The 15,073-nt window shown below is 73.0% G+C and carries 16 protein-coding genes; 6 read left to right on the top strand and 10 right to left on the bottom strand.

Annotated elements, in window-relative coordinates:
* Positions 1–243 precede the first annotated feature (243 nt).
* Together groL and ACFWI4_RS37495 are read left to right on the top strand one after the other, a co-directional pair.
* A complete protein-coding gene (groL, locus tag ACFWI4_RS37500; protein WP_385395030.1) occupies positions 244–1,866 on the top strand; it encodes a chaperonin GroEL in 1,623 nt (540 codons plus the stop codon).
* Between the two features lie 285 nt (positions 1,867–2,151).
* Positions 2,152–3,273 (top strand): NADH:flavin oxidoreductase, encoded by a 1,122-nt coding sequence (locus tag ACFWI4_RS37495; RefSeq protein ID WP_387205674.1) that lies wholly within the window; start codon positions 2,152–2,154, stop codon positions 3,271–3,273.
* Between the two features lie 77 nt (positions 3,274–3,350).
* On the opposite strand, the gene ACFWI4_RS37490 is transcribed toward ACFWI4_RS37495, so the two are convergent.
* Both ACFWI4_RS37490 and ACFWI4_RS37485 read right to left on the bottom strand, forming a co-directional pair.
* Positions 3,351–3,551: a DUF397 domain-containing protein gene (locus ACFWI4_RS37490; protein WP_387205672.1), complete on the bottom strand. Its 201-nt coding sequence runs from the start codon at positions 3,549–3,551 to the stop codon at positions 3,351–3,353.
* Positions 3,532–4,374 carry a Scr1 family TA system antitoxin-like transcriptional regulator gene (locus ACFWI4_RS37485; RefSeq protein WP_387205670.1) on the bottom strand — a complete coding sequence of 281 codons (843 nt, stop codon included), beginning with the start codon at positions 4,372–4,374 and terminating at the stop codon, positions 3,532–3,534. Before ACFWI4_RS37485 ends, ACFWI4_RS37490 begins: the two co-directional genes overlap by 20 nt.
* A gap of 121 nt (positions 4,375–4,495) precedes the next feature.
* Between ACFWI4_RS37485 and ACFWI4_RS37480 the strand changes: the two genes are divergently transcribed.
* Positions 4,496–4,702, top strand: a complete 207-nt coding sequence (locus ACFWI4_RS37480) for a hypothetical protein (RefSeq protein ID WP_339135561.1) — start codon at positions 4,496–4,498, stop codon at positions 4,700–4,702.
* Positions 4,703–4,738: 36 nt separating this feature from the next.
* Here ACFWI4_RS37480 and ACFWI4_RS37475 read toward each other — a convergent pair whose 3' ends face one another.
* Genes ACFWI4_RS37475 through ACFWI4_RS37460 form a run of 4 tightly spaced genes read right to left on the bottom strand, consistent with a single transcriptional unit; the run spans position 4,739 to position 8,796 of the window.
* On the bottom strand, positions 4,739–5,326 hold the full coding sequence (locus tag ACFWI4_RS37475) for a hypothetical protein (RefSeq protein ID WP_385395039.1): 588 nt from the start codon (positions 5,324–5,326) through the stop codon (positions 4,739–4,741).
* A gap of 34 nt (positions 5,327–5,360) precedes the next feature.
* Complete coding sequence (locus ACFWI4_RS37470) at positions 5,361–6,881, bottom strand: PTS transporter subunit EIIC (protein WP_387205667.1); 1,521 nt, start codon at positions 6,879–6,881, stop codon at positions 5,361–5,363.
* Positions 6,882–6,897: 16 nt separating this feature from the next.
* Positions 6,898–7,833: an N-acetylmuramic acid 6-phosphate etherase gene (gene murQ / locus ACFWI4_RS37465; RefSeq protein WP_385395044.1), complete on the bottom strand. Its 936-nt coding sequence runs from the start codon at positions 7,831–7,833 to the stop codon at positions 6,898–6,900.
* A 42-nt stretch (positions 7,834–7,875) separates the two neighbouring features.
* The gene (locus ACFWI4_RS37460) at positions 7,876–8,796 is read right to left on the bottom strand and encodes a MurR/RpiR family transcriptional regulator (RefSeq protein ID WP_387205665.1); all 921 of its coding nucleotides are present in this window, start codon (positions 8,794–8,796) and stop codon (positions 7,876–7,878) included.
* 56 nt (positions 8,797–8,852) lie between these two features.
* On the opposite strand from ACFWI4_RS37460, the gene ACFWI4_RS37455 reads away from it, so the two are divergent.
* Both ACFWI4_RS37455 and ACFWI4_RS37450 read left to right on the top strand, forming a co-directional pair.
* Positions 8,853–9,248, top strand: a complete 396-nt coding sequence (locus ACFWI4_RS37455; protein WP_385395048.1) for a hypothetical protein — start codon at positions 8,853–8,855, stop codon at positions 9,246–9,248.
* Positions 9,245–9,508 (top strand): DUF4031 domain-containing protein, encoded by a 264-nt coding sequence (locus ACFWI4_RS37450; RefSeq protein WP_385395049.1) that lies wholly within the window; start codon positions 9,245–9,247, stop codon positions 9,506–9,508. The genes ACFWI4_RS37455 and ACFWI4_RS37450 overlap by 4 nt, the downstream gene beginning before the upstream one ends.
* A 55-nt stretch (positions 9,509–9,563) precedes the next feature.
* Here ACFWI4_RS37450 and ACFWI4_RS37445 read toward each other — a convergent pair whose 3' ends face one another.
* The 4 genes from ACFWI4_RS37445 to ACFWI4_RS37430 form a co-directional block, all read right to left on the bottom strand.
* Positions 9,564–10,670 carry a GNAT family N-acetyltransferase gene (locus ACFWI4_RS37445; protein WP_387205662.1) on the bottom strand — a complete coding sequence of 369 codons (1,107 nt, stop codon included), beginning with the start codon at positions 10,668–10,670 and terminating at the stop codon, positions 9,564–9,566.
* Positions 10,671–10,690: 20 nt separating this feature from the next.
* Positions 10,691–11,890 (bottom strand): Cmx/CmrA family chloramphenicol efflux MFS transporter, encoded by a 1,200-nt coding sequence (locus ACFWI4_RS37440; protein WP_387205679.1) that lies wholly within the window; start codon positions 11,888–11,890, stop codon positions 10,691–10,693.
* A gap of 290 nt (positions 11,891–12,180) precedes the next feature.
* On the bottom strand, positions 12,181–12,870 hold the full coding sequence (locus tag ACFWI4_RS37435) for a hypothetical protein (RefSeq protein WP_387205660.1): 690 nt from the start codon (positions 12,868–12,870) through the stop codon (positions 12,181–12,183).
* The gene (locus ACFWI4_RS37430; RefSeq protein ID WP_387205658.1) at positions 12,828–13,868 is read right to left on the bottom strand and encodes a helix-turn-helix domain-containing protein; all 1,041 of its coding nucleotides are present in this window, start codon (positions 13,866–13,868) and stop codon (positions 12,828–12,830) included. The genes ACFWI4_RS37435 and ACFWI4_RS37430 overlap by 43 nt, the downstream gene beginning before the upstream one ends.
* A 110-nt stretch (positions 13,869–13,978) precedes the next feature.
* Between ACFWI4_RS37430 and ACFWI4_RS37425 the strand changes: the two genes are divergently transcribed.
* The gene (locus ACFWI4_RS37425) at positions 13,979–15,037 is read left to right on the top strand and encodes a saccharopine dehydrogenase family protein (RefSeq protein WP_387205656.1); all 1,059 of its coding nucleotides are present in this window, start codon (positions 13,979–13,981) and stop codon (positions 15,035–15,037) included.
* Positions 15,038–15,073: the final 36 nt, after the last annotated feature.

Raw genomic sequence — 15,073 nt, 5'->3', positions numbered from 1 at the left:
GCGTCGCGGGCGGTGCCCGCGCCGCGTACCCGCAGGCCCGTTTCCGTGAGAGGCGCTTGCACTCGCAGGGGTCGAGTGCTAATCATTGGCGTTAGCACTCTCCGAGTGAGAGTGACAGAACTTGGATCGGGCCGGCGAGGCTCACGGGCCTGTGGGGCAAGGAACCACAGGGTTCGAGGGCCGTCCGTCGCGGGCGCGGGCGCGATCCGGAGCAATCCACCCCGTCCGGGAGGACCACTTCACATGGCCAAGATCATCGCGTTCGACGAGGAGGCACGGCGCGGTCTCGAGCGCGGGATGAACCAGCTCGCCGACGCCGTCAAGGTCACCCTCGGCCCCAAGGGCCGTAACGTCGTCCTCGAGAAGAAGTGGGGCGCGCCCACGATCACCAACGATGGTGTTTCCATCGCCAAGGAGATCGAGCTCGAGGACCCGTACGAGAAGATCGGCGCCGAGCTGGTCAAGGAAGTCGCCAAGAAGACGGACGACGTCGCCGGTGACGGTACGACCACCGCCACCGTCCTCGCCCAGGCGCTCGTCCGCGAGGGCCTGCGCAACGTCGCCGCCGGCGCCAACCCGATGGCCCTCAAGCGCGGTATCGAGAAGGCCGTCGAGGCCGTCTCCGGTGCCCTCCTTGAGCAGGCGAAGGATGTCGAGACCAAGGAGCAGATCGCTTCCACGGCCTCCATCTCCGCCGCCGACACCCAGATCGGCGAGCTCATCGCCGAGGCGATGGACAAGGTCGGCAAGGAAGGCGTCATCACCGTCGAGGAGTCCCAGACCTTCGGTCTGGAGCTGGAGCTCACCGAGGGTATGCGCTTCGACAAGGGCTACATCTCGGCGTACTTCGCCACCGACATGGAGCGTATGGAGGCGTCGCTCGACGACCCGTACATCCTGATCGCCAACTCCAAGATCGGTTCCGTCAAGGACCTGCTCCCGCTCCTGGAGAAGGTCATGCAGTCGGGCAAGCCGCTGCTGATCATCGCCGAGGACGTCGAGGGCGAGGCCCTGTCGACCCTGGTCGTCAACAAGATCCGTGGCACCTTCAAGTCCGTCGCCGTCAAGGCCCCGGGCTTCGGTGACCGCCGCAAGGCCATGCTCGGCGACATCGCCATCCTCACGGGCGGCGAGGTCATCTCCGAGGAGGTCGGCCTCAAGCTGGAGAACGCGGGTCTGGACCTGCTGGGCCGCGCCCGCAAGGTCGTCATCACCAAGGACGAGACCACGATCGTCGACGGGGCCGGCTCCGCCGACCAGGTCGCCGGCCGTGTGAACCAGATCCGTGCCGAGATCGAGAACTCCGACTCGGACTACGACCGCGAGAAGCTCCAGGAGCGTCTGGCGAAGCTGGCCGGCGGCGTGGCCGTCATCAAGGCCGGTGCCGCCACCGAGGTCGAGCTCAAGGAGCGCAAGCACCGCATCGAGGACGCCGTTCGCAACGCGAAGGCGGCCGTCGAGGAGGGCATCGTCGCCGGTGGTGGCGTGGCCCTGCTCCAGGCTTCCTCGGTCTTCGAGAAGCTCGAGCTCACGGGTGACGAGGCGACCGGCGCCAACGCCGTGCGTCTGGCCCTTGAGGCCCCGCTCAAGCAGATCGCCGTCAACGGTGGTCTCGAGGGTGGCGTCATCGTCGAGAAGGTGCGCAACCTCCCCGTCGGCCACGGCCTGAACGCCGCGACCGGTGAGTACGTCGACATGATCGCCGAAGGCATCATCGACCCGGCGAAGGTGACCCGTTCCGCTCTGCAGAACGCCGCCTCCATCGCCGCGCTGTTCCTGACCACCGAGGCCGTCATCGCCGACAAGCCGGAGAAGGCCTCCGCGGCCGCTCCGGGCGGCATGCCGGGCGGTGACATGGACTTCTGATCGACCCCGGTCGATCAACCGTCCTGACGTTCCGAGGGCGGCACCTTCCCCCAGGGGAGGTGCCGCCCTCGGGCGTTTCCCGGACCGGATCCGGGCCCGGGGCGGGCGATCCGGGCCCGTGGCGTGGCCCGGATCACAGAGGCCTGTGCGGGCCCGGCGGAATGCCGCGCCCGGCGCGGCGGTTGACGCTGACGAGCAGTCGATGCATGTGCACATACCGCACGGAATCTCCTGCCTCGCAGACCGCCCGACGTCATACCGCCCACCTCTTCGAGGAGCCCCCACGTGACCGCTGACGCCGCGTCCCGCGCCGCCGAGATCCTGTCCCGTCCCGTCACCATCAACGGCCTGACCGTCCCCAACCGGATCGCCATGGCCCCGATGACCCGGATGTTCTCGCCGGGCGGTGTCCCGGGCGAGAACGTGGTCGGCTACTACTCCCGCCGCGCCGCCGCGGGCGTGGGTCTCATCGTGACCGAGGGCACCTACGTCGGCCACGACTCGGCCGGGCAGAGCGACGACGTGCCGCGCTTCCACGGCGAGGAGCAGCTGGCCGGCTGGGCGAACGTGGCCGACGCCGTGCACAAGGCCGGCGGCACGATCGTCCCGCAGCTGTGGCACATAGGCATGGTCCGCAAGGCGGGCGAGCCGCCCATCGCGGACGCCCCGCCCGTCGGCCCCTCCGGCCTCTACAAGGAGGGCGCCCAGGTCACGGGCAAGTCCATGACGCAGCAGGACCTCGACGACGTCATCGAGGCGTTCGCCAGGGCCGCCGCGGACGCCGAGCGCATCGGCTTCGACGGCGTCGAGCTGCACGGCGCCCACGGCTATCTGCTCGACCAGTTCCACTGGGCCGGCACCAACCGGCGCGAGGACGCGTACGGCGGCGACCCGGTGGCCCGTACGAAGTTCTCCGCGGAGATCGTCGCCGCGGTGCGGGCGGCCGTCTCGCCCGAGTTCCCCGTCATCTTCCGCTACTCGCAGTGGAAGCAGCAGGCGTACGACGCCCGGCTCGCGGAGACCCCGGAGGAGCTGGAGGCGATCCTCACCCCGCTCGCCGCGGCCGGAGTGGACTCCTTCCACGCCTCCACCCGCCGCTACTGGGTGCCCGAGTTCGACGGCTCCGACCTGAACCTCGCCGGCTGGACGAAGAAGCTGACGGGCAAGCACACCATCACCGTCGGCTCGGTCGGCCTGGACGGCGACTTCATCAAGGCGTTCGTCGGCGAGGGCTCCCCGGTCAAGGGCATCGACGACCTCCTCGACCGCATGGAGCGCGACGAGTTCGACATGGTCGCCGTCGGCCGCGCGCTGCTCCAGGACCCGGAGTGGGCCGCGAAGGTCCTGGCCGGCCGCTACGACGAGCTCGCCCCGTACGACGCGGCGGCGCTGGGTTCGCTGAGCTGATCCACAGAGCTTCCCGGTGAGCCGGGAGGAACGGGGGAGGGAGGGCGCCCGCGGTGACGCGGGTGCCCTCCCTTTTTTCACAGGTGGCCGACGAAGGTGCCCCACGCTTCCGCGCCGAAGGCGATCACGGGCCCCGGGTTCTTGGAATCCCGAACGAGGTGGCCTTCGCGGCCTGCACCGGGGGCTACTTCCAGGCAGTTCCCGCCCTCGCCTCCGCTGTAGCTGGCCTTGCGCCAGGTGGCGGGGGTCAGGTCGTCCTCACGGGTGTTGGTCTCCATGCTCGTAATCCTGCGCCACGGACTCGATCAGGGCCAGCGACTCGTGCGGTGAAAGGGCGGCAGCCTGAAGGAGGTTGAAGGTGAGGCCGTGCCGGGCGACGGTCGCCGGATCGTCCAGCAGCTTCCCCATGTCCGGCCCTTCGACGAACGACAGCGGGGGTGCGTCCTCGAACTCCATCAGCTTCAACGGGCCGGTCATCGAGGCGTGGGCTCCGCAACTGAACGGCAGTACCTGCGCGATGATCCGGCGCCGACGGGCCAGTTCCGCGATGTGCCGCAGGGCCGTTGCCATCACCGCGTTGCAGCCGACCGGGCGCCGGAGCACGGCCTCGTCCAGAATCACCCACAACAACGGCGTTGTTGGATCGCAGATGAGCCGAGCTCGATCAAGTCGGGCCGACACCAGTGCCTCGATCTCCTGGTCGGGTGCCGTCGGCTTGTAGGCGCGGAAGATCTCCTCCGCGTACTCCCGGGTCTGCAACAGCCCCGGAATCAAAAGCGTTGCATACTCCCTGATCCCCCTGGCCAAGGCTTCCGCCTCCGCCGCCTCCACGAAGTGGTCCGGGTACTTCGACCTGGCCAGGGCCCGGCAATTGCGCTCGAAGAAGCCCTTCGTCCCGAGGATCTCGTCCATCTGGACGGCGTACTCCAGCTGGAGGCGCCGCGTGCCCGACTCCAGCTGGCCGATGAACGAACCGCTGACGAAGAGCGGTTCGCCCAGTTCGGACTGGCTCAGGCCGGCGTTCTCGCGGGCGTGCCGCAGCTCGGCGCCGATCATCGCGCGGGGGGAGGCGGACGGGTCGAGGTCCTTGGGGCCGGGCATGGCGACTCCCTGTCGAACAGGTGGGTTTGTTGGAGCGCCGACTCTGGCCAGGCTACGGATCTGCCGATCACTTTGGGTGGTGAACAGGAACACTCAGCGTGGAGGGATCGGTGGGATGGAGATGACGTCGGGCGAGGAGTACGCGATCGACGTGCGGGACGGGCGGCTCGGCCAGGTGATGGGGCGCGAGGGCGGCCTCGTACAACTGCGGCCGCCGGGCGGCGGGATCGAGTGGGACTGTCCGCCCGAGGCCCTCGGGGAGGCGCCGCCGGGGGAGGTGCTGCGGGCCCGGGTGCGGCGGATCAACGCGGAGGGACGTCTGCCCTGACCGGAACCGTCCCCGGGGGCCGCGGGGGCCGGCCGCCTACAGGTTGCCCATCGGTTCGATGTCGACCTTCACCGGTGTGCCCCAGATGCGCAGCACCTCGTAGTCGGTGAACTCGTGGACCAGGCGGTACGCCATGCCGGGGCGGGGGGCCCGGCGTTCGGCGGCCAGGTAGCGCTCGGCCTCCTGGCGGTCGCGGCGGGGGGTGCCGCACAGGAGCCACGTCTGGCCGTTCCAGACCTCGGGGAGCCAGCGCTGCTGGGGCTGGGGGCGGTCGCCGCGGACTCCGTAGCGGGACATCGTGCGGTCGGGCAGCTCGTCGGGAGCGGGCGCCCGGCCGTGCGCGTACGAGTCGTGGACCTCGGTGCGGCGGGCGGTGCGGCGGCGGGTCTCGCAGAGCAGACAGCGGTCCGGGGCGCTCTCGTCCACCGGGCCGTTGGGGTGCTCGGCGCAGCGGGTGGTGGGCTTGGCCGTCGTCACCGTCTCGTCGAGCAGGTCCAGGGCCCGCTTCAGGTCGGCCTTGACCTCGTGCAGCTTGGCGTCGGGGGTGTCGGCGTTCAGGGTGTCGCCGTGCTCCCCGAGCAGCCGCAGAGCACGGCCCAGGGCGGTCAGCTGTGCGTGGTTCATGCCCCCAGCGTCGCACGCGCCACCGACAGCACGGCTACACCGTGGCCTGTTCTGCCCGACGGGCCGGTGAGGCGCCGTCGAGGTCACCGTCGGGACCGGTCGTGGTGAGGCCGCCCAGGCCGAGGAACCAGGTCGCCGCGAATCCGACGGCGTACCCGGTGAGCAGGCCGCCCGCGTAGATCGCGGCGGTGACCCCGAGGCCCCGGTTGCCGGACAGCAGCGGGAACAGGGCGAGGCCGGAGGGGCCGATGGCCGTCGAGCCGACCCGGTCGCCCAGCATCGAGAAGAAGCCGATGAAGGCGCCGCCCGCCGCTCCGCCCGCGCAGGCCGTGACGAAGGGGCGGCCCAGCGGCAGGGAGACGCCGTAGATCAGGGGTTCGCCGACTCCGAGGAGACCGGCCGGGAGCGCCGATCTGATCGTCGTGCGCAGTGAGGTGTCGTGGCGCAGCCGGACGTAGACCGCGAGGGCGGCGCCGACCTGGCCGGCGCCCGCCATGGCGAGGACGGGCAGCAGGACGGTGTAGCCCTGCTGCTCGATGAGGGTCGTGTGGATGGGGATGAGGGCCTGGTGCAGGCCCAGCATGACCAGGGGGAGGAAGAGGGCGCCGAGGACGAGCCCGGCGAAGGCGCCCGTGGTGGAGAGCAGCCAGGCGGCGGCGGTGCCGATGGCGGCGGAGAGTTCCCCGGCCGCGTACATCAGCGCGTACAGCGTCACCAGGCCGGTCAGCAGCACGGTGAGGGCGGGGGTGACCAGGACGTCGAGGGTGGGCGGCACCCAGCGGCGGCACCACTTCTCCACGTACGTGCCGAGCAGGGCCGCGGCCAGGGCGCCCAGGACCCCGCCCTGCCCGGGGGCCAGCGTCACGCCGAGGACGGTCACCTTGGCGACCCCCGCGTACACGACGACGGCGGCGACCGCGCCGCCCAGGACCGGGGTGCCGCCGAACACCTTGGCCGTGTTGTGCCCCACGAAGACGGCGATCAGGGCCATGAACCCGGAGGAGATCGCGGTCAGGGCGGGGGTGAGGCCCGGCAGCACGCCGAGGTTGACCAGCAGTCCGTTGAGGCCGGCGATCACCCCGCAGCCGATCAGGGCGGGGATCAGGGGCACGAACACGTCCGCGATCCGGCGCAGGAACAGCTTGAGGGGGGTGGCGTTGCGGCGGGTCCTGGCGGCCTTCAGCTCGGCGCCGCGCCGGGCGAGCCGGTCCGCGGTGGTGACCGGCGTGGGGGTGACCGGCGTGGTGCCGGGCGGAGCGGCCGGCTCAAGGCCGTCGAGCGGGGCGGGTGCGTCGGTGGCGGGCGTCAGCAGGGCCTCGAACGCGGGTGCCACGCGGGCGACCGTGCCGGGGCCCAGCACGATCTGGAACGAGAGGCCGTCCGCGACCAGGCCGAGGACGGCGGGAAGGGCCCGCAGGCCCTCCTCGTCGACCAGGCTCCGGTCCCGCAGACCCAGCCGGAGCCGGGTCATGCAGTGGGCGACGGTGAGGACGTTCGCGGGTCCGCCCACGAGGGGGAGGACCGCCGCTGCTGTGGTGGAGTCCGGTGTGCGCACCCCCCGAGCGTGCTGCTCAGCCGGCCGAAGCCGCCAGCGCGGCGCGCAGATGGCCCTGCGACTCCTCCAGAAGGCGGGCGGCGGTGGGCCCGTCCACCCCGCCGAGGATCGTCAGGACGGCGTTCTTCACCTCGCCGTCGGTGGCGGCGAGCGCCCGCTCGATCTCCTCGTCGGAGGCGCCGGTGGCGAGGGCGACGATCCGGCGGGAGCGGGCCCGCAGCTTCTCGTTCGAGGCCCGTACGTCGACCATCAGGTTCCCGTAGGTCTTGCCGAGCCGGATCATCGTGATCGTCGAGAGCATGTTCAGGACGAGCTTCTGCGCCGTGCCGGACTTCAGCCGGGTCGAGCCCGTGAGCAGCTCGGGTCCGACCACGATCTCGATGCCGTGGTCCGCGGCGGAGGCGAGGGCGCTGTGCTCGTTGCAGGACAGGCCGATCGTGAGCGCGCCCTGCTTGCGGGCGTGCTCGACGGCTCCGACGGCGTACGGGGTGCGGCCCGAGGCGGAGACGCCGACCACGGTGTCGTCGGGGGTCAGGGCGAGCGCGTCCAGGTCGGCCGCCGCCAGCTCCCGGGAGTCCTCGGCGCCCTCGATCGAGGTGACCATGGCCGTCGGGCCGCCCGCGATCACTCCCACGACCCGGGACGGATCGGTGTTGAACGTGGGCGGGCACTCGGAGGCGTCCAGGACGCCCAGGCGGCCCGCGGTGCCGGCGCCCGCGTAGATGAGCCGTCCGCCGCGTGCCATGCGCTCCGCGATGCCGTCGATCGCCGCGGCGATGAGCGGGAGGCGGGCGGCGACGGCCGCCGGCACGGTCGTGTCCTCCCCGTTCATGAGCCGGGCGATCTCCAGGGTGGGCAGACGGTCGATCTCCGAGAGTTCGGGGCGGAACGCCTCGGTGGTCAGCGTCTCCAGCTCTGCTCGGAGATCGCCGTGGTCGGGCATGGAGGACATGGAGAGGCGGCTCTTTCCGATGAGGTCGGTCGTGCGGAGCGGCTATCGGCCGGTGCGCGGGGAGTGGCGGTGGGCCAGGGCCTCGTAGGAGGCGGACAGCGCGGGCGCCGCCGTCTCGTAGGTGCGCTGGGCGACCCCCACGAACAGACAGTCCACCACCAGCAGCTGGCTGGTGCGCGACGACATGGCCGCGGGGCGCAGCTCGCTCTCGCGGGCGGTGGAGGTGGTCAGGATGTGGTCGGCGTACTGCGCGACGGGTCCGCCGGGGCGGCCGGTGATCGCGACGGTCGTCGCCCCGTGCTCGAAGGCGACCCGCAGCGGTTCGATGACGTCGCCGGTCGACCCCGAGTGGGTGATGGCGATCGCCACGTCCTTGGCGCGCAGCTGCACCGCGCCGGTCACCGCGAGGTGCGGGTCGCTGTGCGCGTGGGCTATGAGCCCGATCCGCAGGAGTTTCTGGAGGAGGTCCTGGGCGACGAGCCCGGAGGCGCCGACGCCGTAGATGTCGACGCGCCGGGCGGTGGCTATGGCGGTCACGGCGGCGCCGAGCTGGACCGTGTCGAGCGCGGCGGCGGTGTCGGCGAGGGTCTGCTGCTCGTCGTAGGCGAGCTTGGCGACGACGTCCGCTATGGGGTCGTCGACGGCTATGTCGGCGGTGACGGAGGGGGCCCGGCCCGACTGCTGCTGGGCGGCGAGCCCGGCGAGCGCGAGACGCAGGTCCCGGTACCCGGGATAGCCGAGGAGGCGGGCCGTGCGCACGACGGTGGCCTCGCTGGTGCCGGTGAGCCCGGCGAGTCCGGTGACGGTGAGGGCCGCGCAGCCGGCCGGGTCGCCGGCGACGGCCTCGGCGACCCGCTGCATGGAGCGGGTCATCGACGGGGCGAGGGTCCGCACCTTGGCCGCGAGGGCCGCGGGGGCGGGCGGAGCCCCACCCGCGAAAATTTCCTTCACGTCATGGGTCACACCATGAAAGATATTTTCCTTTGGGGCATACGGTCAAGGGTGCCCACAATGGGGACATGGACCCCTCCGGCAATCCCCTCAGCCCCCTGGAGCAGGCGTTGCACGCGGCACGCGCCCGCGTGCTCGCCGACCTGATCGCGGGCCAGGTGGCCGAGGCGGACGTCGTCTCCCTGGTCGAGGACTCGGTGGTGCAGCGCCGCTGGTGGGTCGAGCAGTGGCCGGACGGCGTCGAGTTCGTCGCCGGGCTCGTCGCCCAGGACGTGCAGGACGCCCTCCTGGAGCGGCACGGACGCTGGCCGCTGTGCCCGGTGTGCACCACCGGCGGCCCGCACGCCCTGGACGTCGAGCCCGAACTGGGCCCCGACCCGCACTGGGTGTGCCACGAGGCCGGCGTGAAGATCTCCCCGGTGGGCTCGCTCGGCTCGGCGACCGGCACCAACCCGCCCTCGTGACCGTGTACATCGACCCGCCCACCTGGCCCGGGCACGGCCGCGTCTGGTCCCACCTGATCAGCGACGTCTCCTACGACGAGCTCCACGCGTTCGCCGAGGAACTGGGCGCGCCCCCGCGGGCCTTCGAGCGCGACCACTACGACATCCCCTCGCACCGCTACGCCGACGCGGTCGCCGCCGGAGCGGTGGAGGTCAGCAGCCGTGAGGTCGTACGGCTGCTGCACGGGGCCGGCCTGCGCCGCCGCAAGCGCGCGCACTGACCGGGCGGGCGCGCACCCGGCCCGCGCGCGCACCGCTCCGCCGGGACGGCCGTGCTCAGGCCTCGCGGGCGTACAGCCGCAGGGGTTCCTCCAGGCCGTGCAGTTCCTGGGCCAGCTTCTCCATGTCCTCGCTGACCCGGGTGAAACCGGCGCGGGCGATGACCCGCTGCGAGGGGGCGTTGTCCCGGTCGATGGCGGCGAGCAGGACCTTGACGTCGTCGCGGGCGAGGGCCCATGCGCACAGGGCGCGCAGCGCCTCGGTGGCGTAGCCGTGGCCGCGGGCGTTCTCCGCCAGGTCGTAGCCGACCTCGGCGCGCGCCTCCTCGTCGGGCACCCCGTGGAAGCCGATCGCGCCGACCGCCAGTCCGTCCTCGCGCCGTACGAGCGCGAACATGCCCCACTCCGGCCGGTGCACGCCCTTCTCGTAGGCGCTCACGACCATTCCGGCGGCGTCCCGGGTGCCCTCGAACGGGCCGCCGTCGATCCACTCGAAGCCGCCCGTGCCGCCCGCGCGCAGATCGGCGGCGGCGGCCGGGGTGACCCCCTGGAGGGTGAGCCGCTCGGCGTCGATCACCAGGTTGTTGTTCCAGCGCCACTCGGTGAGCGCGTCCCGGCCGGGCAGGTCCCCGCGCCCGGTGGCCCACAGGAGCGTGCTCCAGGGGGCGTCGGGTTCGGGCCGTACGTGCGGGAAGATCCGGGTGAGGACCCAGGTGCAGAGCGCGGCCGGAGCCTCGTAGGGCAGGCCGAGCCCCTCGGCGATGTCATGGGTGTGCAGCAGGACCTCGGCCACGCCCATCGCGGCGAAGCCCTCGCGGTTCGCGCTGCGGAACGGGTACGGGTGGAAGGCGCGCACCTCGCGCGGGGTCGTGCGGACGGCCGCGGCGAGCAGGGCGCCGGTCGTCTCGATCACTTCTACGGCGCCAGCGATGCCGGTCCCCTCGTCCAGCGTGATGTGGAACGGCACGTACGCGGACTGCGGCCGCCCGGCCAACTGCCCCGCGTACGCGATGAGATCACTGGCGATGTGCTCGGCGGTCCGGCGGCAGTCCCACTCCAGCCGGCCCGCCCGTACCCCCTCCCAGTCGCGTCCGTCCGCCGCCCGCAGCAGCGCCGCGCAACTCGCGACGGCTTCCTCGACCCGATCCCCGCCCATGTCTGTCATGCGGCCGAGAATAGGACGGATCACCCCTGGGGGCGTACGGGATTCGTCGCCGTTCCCGCGGCCCGCGCGTCCGGCGCCCGGCGGTGCGGCCGCAGCGCCAGGAGGGTCAGGCCGACCGCGGCGGCGGTCAGGACGGCGCCCGCCCACGCGGTGGCCGGGTAGCCGAGCCCCGCGTCGATGGCGGCGCCGCCCAGCCAGGGGCCCGCGGTGTTGCCCAGGTTGAAGGCGGCGGTGGTGGTGGCGCCCGCCAGGGTCGGGGCGGCCGCGGCGAGGTGGAACATCCGGGCGTTGAGCGCCGGGGCGGTGCTGAAACAGGCGACCCCGAGGAGGAAGGAGAGCAGGACGGCCGCGACGGCGTACCGCGCGAGCAGGGCGAACGCCACGAGCACGACGATGTCCGCGGCCATGCCGCCGAGCAGGACCCGGAACGGGTGCGCGTCGGCGAAGCGCCCGCCGATCGCCGTCCCGACGAGGGCGCCCACGCCGAACAGCGCCAGCACGGTCGGGACCCGGCTCTCGTCGAGGCCGGCCACGTCGGTGAGCAGGGGGGCGAGATAGCTGAAGGCGCAGAAGACACCGGCCGCGGTGAGGGCGATCGTGGCGACGGACAGCCAGACCTGCCCGTCGCGGAAGACGAGCAGTTCCCCGCGCAGCCGCGGCCGTTCGGGCGGGGGCGCGATGGGCGGGACGAGGATCAGGATGCCGACGAGCGCGACGGCGGACGCCGCTCCCACGGCCCAGAACGCGGCCCGCCAGCCGAGCCCCTGGCCCAGGAAGGCGCCCGCGGGCACCCCCAGCACGTTCGCGACGGACAGGCCGCCGATCATCACGGCCAGCGCCCGCGCCCGCGAGGTCGCCGGGACCGCCGCGACGGCCACGGCCGCGCCGACCGCCCAGAAGCCCGCGCAGGCCAGGGCGCTGACGACCCGTGAGGCGAACAGCACGGTGTAGTCCGGCGCGAGGGCTCCGGCCGCCTGGCCGAGCCCGAAGACGGCGATCAGGGCGACGAGGGTGGTGCGTCGCGGAAGTCGCAGGGTGGCCACGGCGAGCAGCGGGGCGCCGACGACCATGCCGATCGCGAACGCCGAGATCAGCAGGCCGGCCCGGGGGATCGTCACGTCCAGGTCCCGGGCGATCGACGGGAGCAGGCCGGAGAGCATGAACTCGCTCGTGCCGAGGGCGAAGACGGAGAGGGCGAGGACGTGGACGGACAGCGGCATGCGGGCCCTGCCGGGGGCGTTGTCGGGGGCGGGGGCGCGGACGGGTATGTCCGGCTTCAGGGGGCCGGGGCTGGGAGGCATGCCCCCTTCGTACGGGGTCGGGCGCCGCACGTCGAATCGATTCAGTCCGCCGGCGCGGACCTGCCCGGCGTCGCCGCCCCGGGGCTGCCTCCTCGCCCCGCCCCGGCCACAGCCTTCTTCGCCCCCTCCGCCCCTGCCCTTCCCGTCCACGGGGCTCCGCCCCGGACCCCGCTCCTCAAACGCCGGAGGGGCTGAATCTTCCCCGCTCGTCAAACGCCGGAGGGGCTGAGTATGGCCAGTTCCGCCTTCATGTTCCGCTGGGCCGGGGCCGTCCAGGTGCGGGTGCCGTACGCGGTCCTGAACAGTCTGGGGAGACCGAGGAGTTGGCGCAGTACGGCCGCGCGGCCCTGGCGGAAGGCGTCGTCGGGGACGAAGGCGTACTCCTCCCGGACGGCCGCGGTGTAGGCGGCGTACGCGGCCGGGGGCGAGGCCAGGACCGCGAGATCCGCGTCGCACAGGACGGCGCCGTCGGTGTCGTCGTCGGCGGGGTCGTGGGTCACGGTGAGCCGGACCAGCCGGGCGACCTCGGCCGTGCGCTCCGCGGAGACACCGAGTTCGGCCAGCGCGCGCTCGGCGAGCCGGGCGGAGCGCTCCTCGTTCTCCGAGCGGTCGGGGAGGTACACGGCGTCGTGGAACCAGGCGGCCAGGCGCACGGCGGCCGGGTCACCGGCCCGCTCGCCGTGGGACTCCAGCACGTCGATGCGGTCGAGGACCGCGAGGAGGTGGTCAGTGGTGTGGTATCGCCGCCGGGGCTCGGCCCAGCGGTCCAGGAGGTTCGCCCCGTACGGTCCCGGCTCGGGGCCCGGGCCTCCCTCGCCGTCCCGCGCGGCCGAGACGGTCTCCGCCCAGCGCCTCGTCAGCTCCGCGTGGGCCGGGTGGAGGTTGCTCTCTGCTGCCATGGAGCCATTGTCCCCGCCGCGGACTCCTCCGCCGCGGCGCCGTCCGCCGGCGCCGGGACGGTCCGGGAGCGGAACGTGCGGCGGTAGGCGTCCGGGGGCACGCCGACCGTGCGGTTGAAGTGGCGGCGCAGTGTCGTGCCCGTTCCCATGCCGGTGGCCGCCGCGACGGTGTCGATGCCCGCGTTGGTGGTCTCCAGCAACTCCTGTGCGTGGCGGATCCGTTGGGCCAGCAGCCACTGGAGCGGGGTGGTGCCCGTCACCGACCTGAAGTGGCGGGCCAGATGGCGCGAGCTCATGCCGGCCCGGCGGGCCAGGTCCTCCACGGTCAGGGGACGGTCCAGCCGCCCGATGACCCAGGGCAGCAGCTCGGCGAGCGGGTGGTGGCCGGGGGCGGGCACGGGGGTGCTGACGAACTGGGCCTGGCCGCCGTCCCGGTGCGGGGGCACGACCAGGTTGCGGGCGACGGTGTTGGCGACCGACGAGCCGTGGTCGAGGCGCACCAGGTGCAGGCACAGGTCCATGGCGGCCGCCTTGCCCGCGGAGGTGAGCACCCCGCCGTCGTCCACGTAGAGGACGTCCGGGTCCACCGTCACCCGGGGATGGCGGGCGGCCAGGGCCCGGGTGTGGGCCCAGTGCGTGGTCGCGCGCCTGCCGTCCAGCAGCCCGGCGGCGGCCAGGACGAAGGCGCCGGTGCACAGGGAGGCCACCCGCGCGCCCGCCTCGTGGGCCGCGCGCACCGCGTCGACGAGGGCGGCGGGCGGCTCCCGGTCGACGTCGGCCCAGCCCGGCACGATCACCGTGTCGGCGCCGACGAGCCGGTCGAAGCCGTGGCCCGGCTCCAGCCGGAACGGGCCGACGCGCACGGGCGCGGGCCCGCAGAGCGCGAGGTCGTACCAGGGGACCTTCACGGCGTCCGGTGCGGAGCCGAAGACCTCGCAGGCCAGGCCCAGTTCGAAGTGCAGCATCCCGTCGGTGACGGCCAGCGCGACAGAGGTCATGTCCGGAATTGTACGGGGCGTGTCGTTCCGGACACTCGTGCGGCGCCTTCGCCCTCGCCAGGATGTCCGTGACGGATCAAGGCAGTTCACTGCGAGCACGGGGAGTACCCATGGAGTCGGGACAGACGGTGACGGTGTTCGGCGCGTACGGCCACACCGGACGGTTCGTGGTGGACGAACTGCTGGAGCGCGGGTTCACCCCGGTCCTCTCCGGCCGGGACGCGGAGAAGCTGAAGGAACTGGCGGCCTCCCGGCCGGGCCTGGAGGTCCGGCCGGCCACGGTCGGGGACCCGGCCTCCCTCGACCACGCGCTGGCCGGCGCGGCGGCGGTGGTCAACTGCGCCGGGCCGTTCGCCACGACGGCCGCCCCGGTGATCGAGGCGGCCCTGCGCGCCGGGATCCCGTACCTGGACGTGGCGGCCGAGATCGAGGCCAACCTCGACACGTTCACGCACTTCGCGGAGCGGGCCGAGGCGGCGGGAACCGTGATCGTCCCCGCCATGGCCTTCTACGGAGGCTTCGGCGACCTGCTGGTCACCGCCGCGATGGGCGAGTGGGCCTCGGCCGACGAGGCGCACATCGCGTACGGGCTCAGCGGCTGGCACCCCACCGAGGGGACGCGCGCGGCCGGCGCGGTCTCCCGGGAGCGGCGCGGCGGCCGGCGCGTCCGGTACACCAAGGGGCGGCTGGAGTACGTCCAGGACGCCCCGCCCACCCTGGAGTGGCCGTTCCCCGGCCCGCTGGGGCCGCGGGTCGTCATCGGCGAGTTCTCGATGGCCGACGTGGTCACCGTGCCCAGCCACCTCGCCGTCCCCGAGGTGTGCACCTACATGACCGTCGAGGCGGCCGGGGAGCTGGCGGCCCCGGACACCCCCGCCCCGAGCGCGGTCGACGAGCACGGGCGGTCCGGGCAGACCTTCGTCGTCGACGTCCTGGTCCGCTCCGCCGGTGCCGAGCGGCGGGCCGTGGCGCGGGGGCGGGACATCTACGCCGTCACCGCGCCGCTCGTGGTGGAGGCGCTCGGCCGCATCCTCACCGGACGCACCAGGACGACCGGGGTCGCCTCAGCCGGCGGGATCTTCGACGCCCCGGACTTCCTGCGCGCCCTGGCCCCGCACATCACCGTCGAACTGCCCGGGAGCGTGACACCGGACGCAGCCACGCCGTGATCTTCTCGCGCCGCCCTTCCCACCCGCGTACTGTTT

This window comes from Streptomyces sp. NPDC127038 (genome assembly GCF_042725875.1).
In the GTDB taxonomy this organism is placed as follows: domain Bacteria; phylum Actinomycetota; class Actinomycetes; order Streptomycetales; family Streptomycetaceae; genus Streptomyces.
The sequence above is the reverse complement of the archived record's forward strand: the minus strand, read 5'-3'. Positions and strand labels throughout refer to the sequence as shown.

Bases quoted from the DNA above. Each gene is read 5' to 3' on its own strand.
- ACFWI4_RS37455 (WP_385395048.1), top strand. From the start codon at position 8,853: ATGGACCCCTCCGGCAATCCCCTCAGCCCCCTGGAGCAGGCGTTGCAC.
- ACFWI4_RS37435 (WP_387205660.1), bottom strand. From the start codon at position 12,870: ATGGCAGCAGAGAGCAACCTCCACCCGGCCCACGCGGAGCTGACGAGG.
- ACFWI4_RS37430 (WP_387205658.1), bottom strand. From the start codon at position 13,868: ATGACCTCTGTCGCGCTGGCCGTCACCGACGGGATGCTGCACTTCGAA.
- ACFWI4_RS37485 (WP_387205670.1), bottom strand. From the start codon at position 4,374: ATGCCCGGCCCCAAGGACCTCGACCCGTCCGCCTCCCCCCGCGCGATG.
- ACFWI4_RS37475 (WP_385395039.1), bottom strand. From the start codon at position 5,326: ATGAACCACGCACAGCTGACCGCCCTGGGCCGTGCTCTGCGGCTGCTC.
- ACFWI4_RS37480 (WP_339135561.1), top strand. From the start codon at position 4,496: ATGACGTCGGGCGAGGAGTACGCGATCGACGTGCGGGACGGGCGGCTC.
- murQ (WP_385395044.1), bottom strand. From the start codon at position 7,833: ATGTCCTCCATGCCCGACCACGGCGATCTCCGAGCAGAGCTGGAGACG.
- groL (WP_385395030.1), top strand. From the start codon at position 244: ATGGCCAAGATCATCGCGTTCGACGAGGAGGCACGGCGCGGTCTCGAG.
- ACFWI4_RS37425 (WP_387205656.1), top strand. From the start codon at position 13,979: ATGGAGTCGGGACAGACGGTGACGGTGTTCGGCGCGTACGGCCACACC.
- ACFWI4_RS37445 (WP_387205662.1), bottom strand. From the start codon at position 10,670: ATGACAGACATGGGCGGGGATCGGGTCGAGGAAGCCGTCGCGAGTTGC.
- ACFWI4_RS37440 (WP_387205679.1), bottom strand. From the start codon at position 11,890: ATGCCGCTGTCCGTCCACGTCCTCGCCCTCTCCGTCTTCGCCCTCGGC.
- ACFWI4_RS37490 (WP_387205672.1), bottom strand. From the start codon at position 3,551: ATGGAGACCAACACCCGTGAGGACGACCTGACCCCCGCCACCTGGCGC.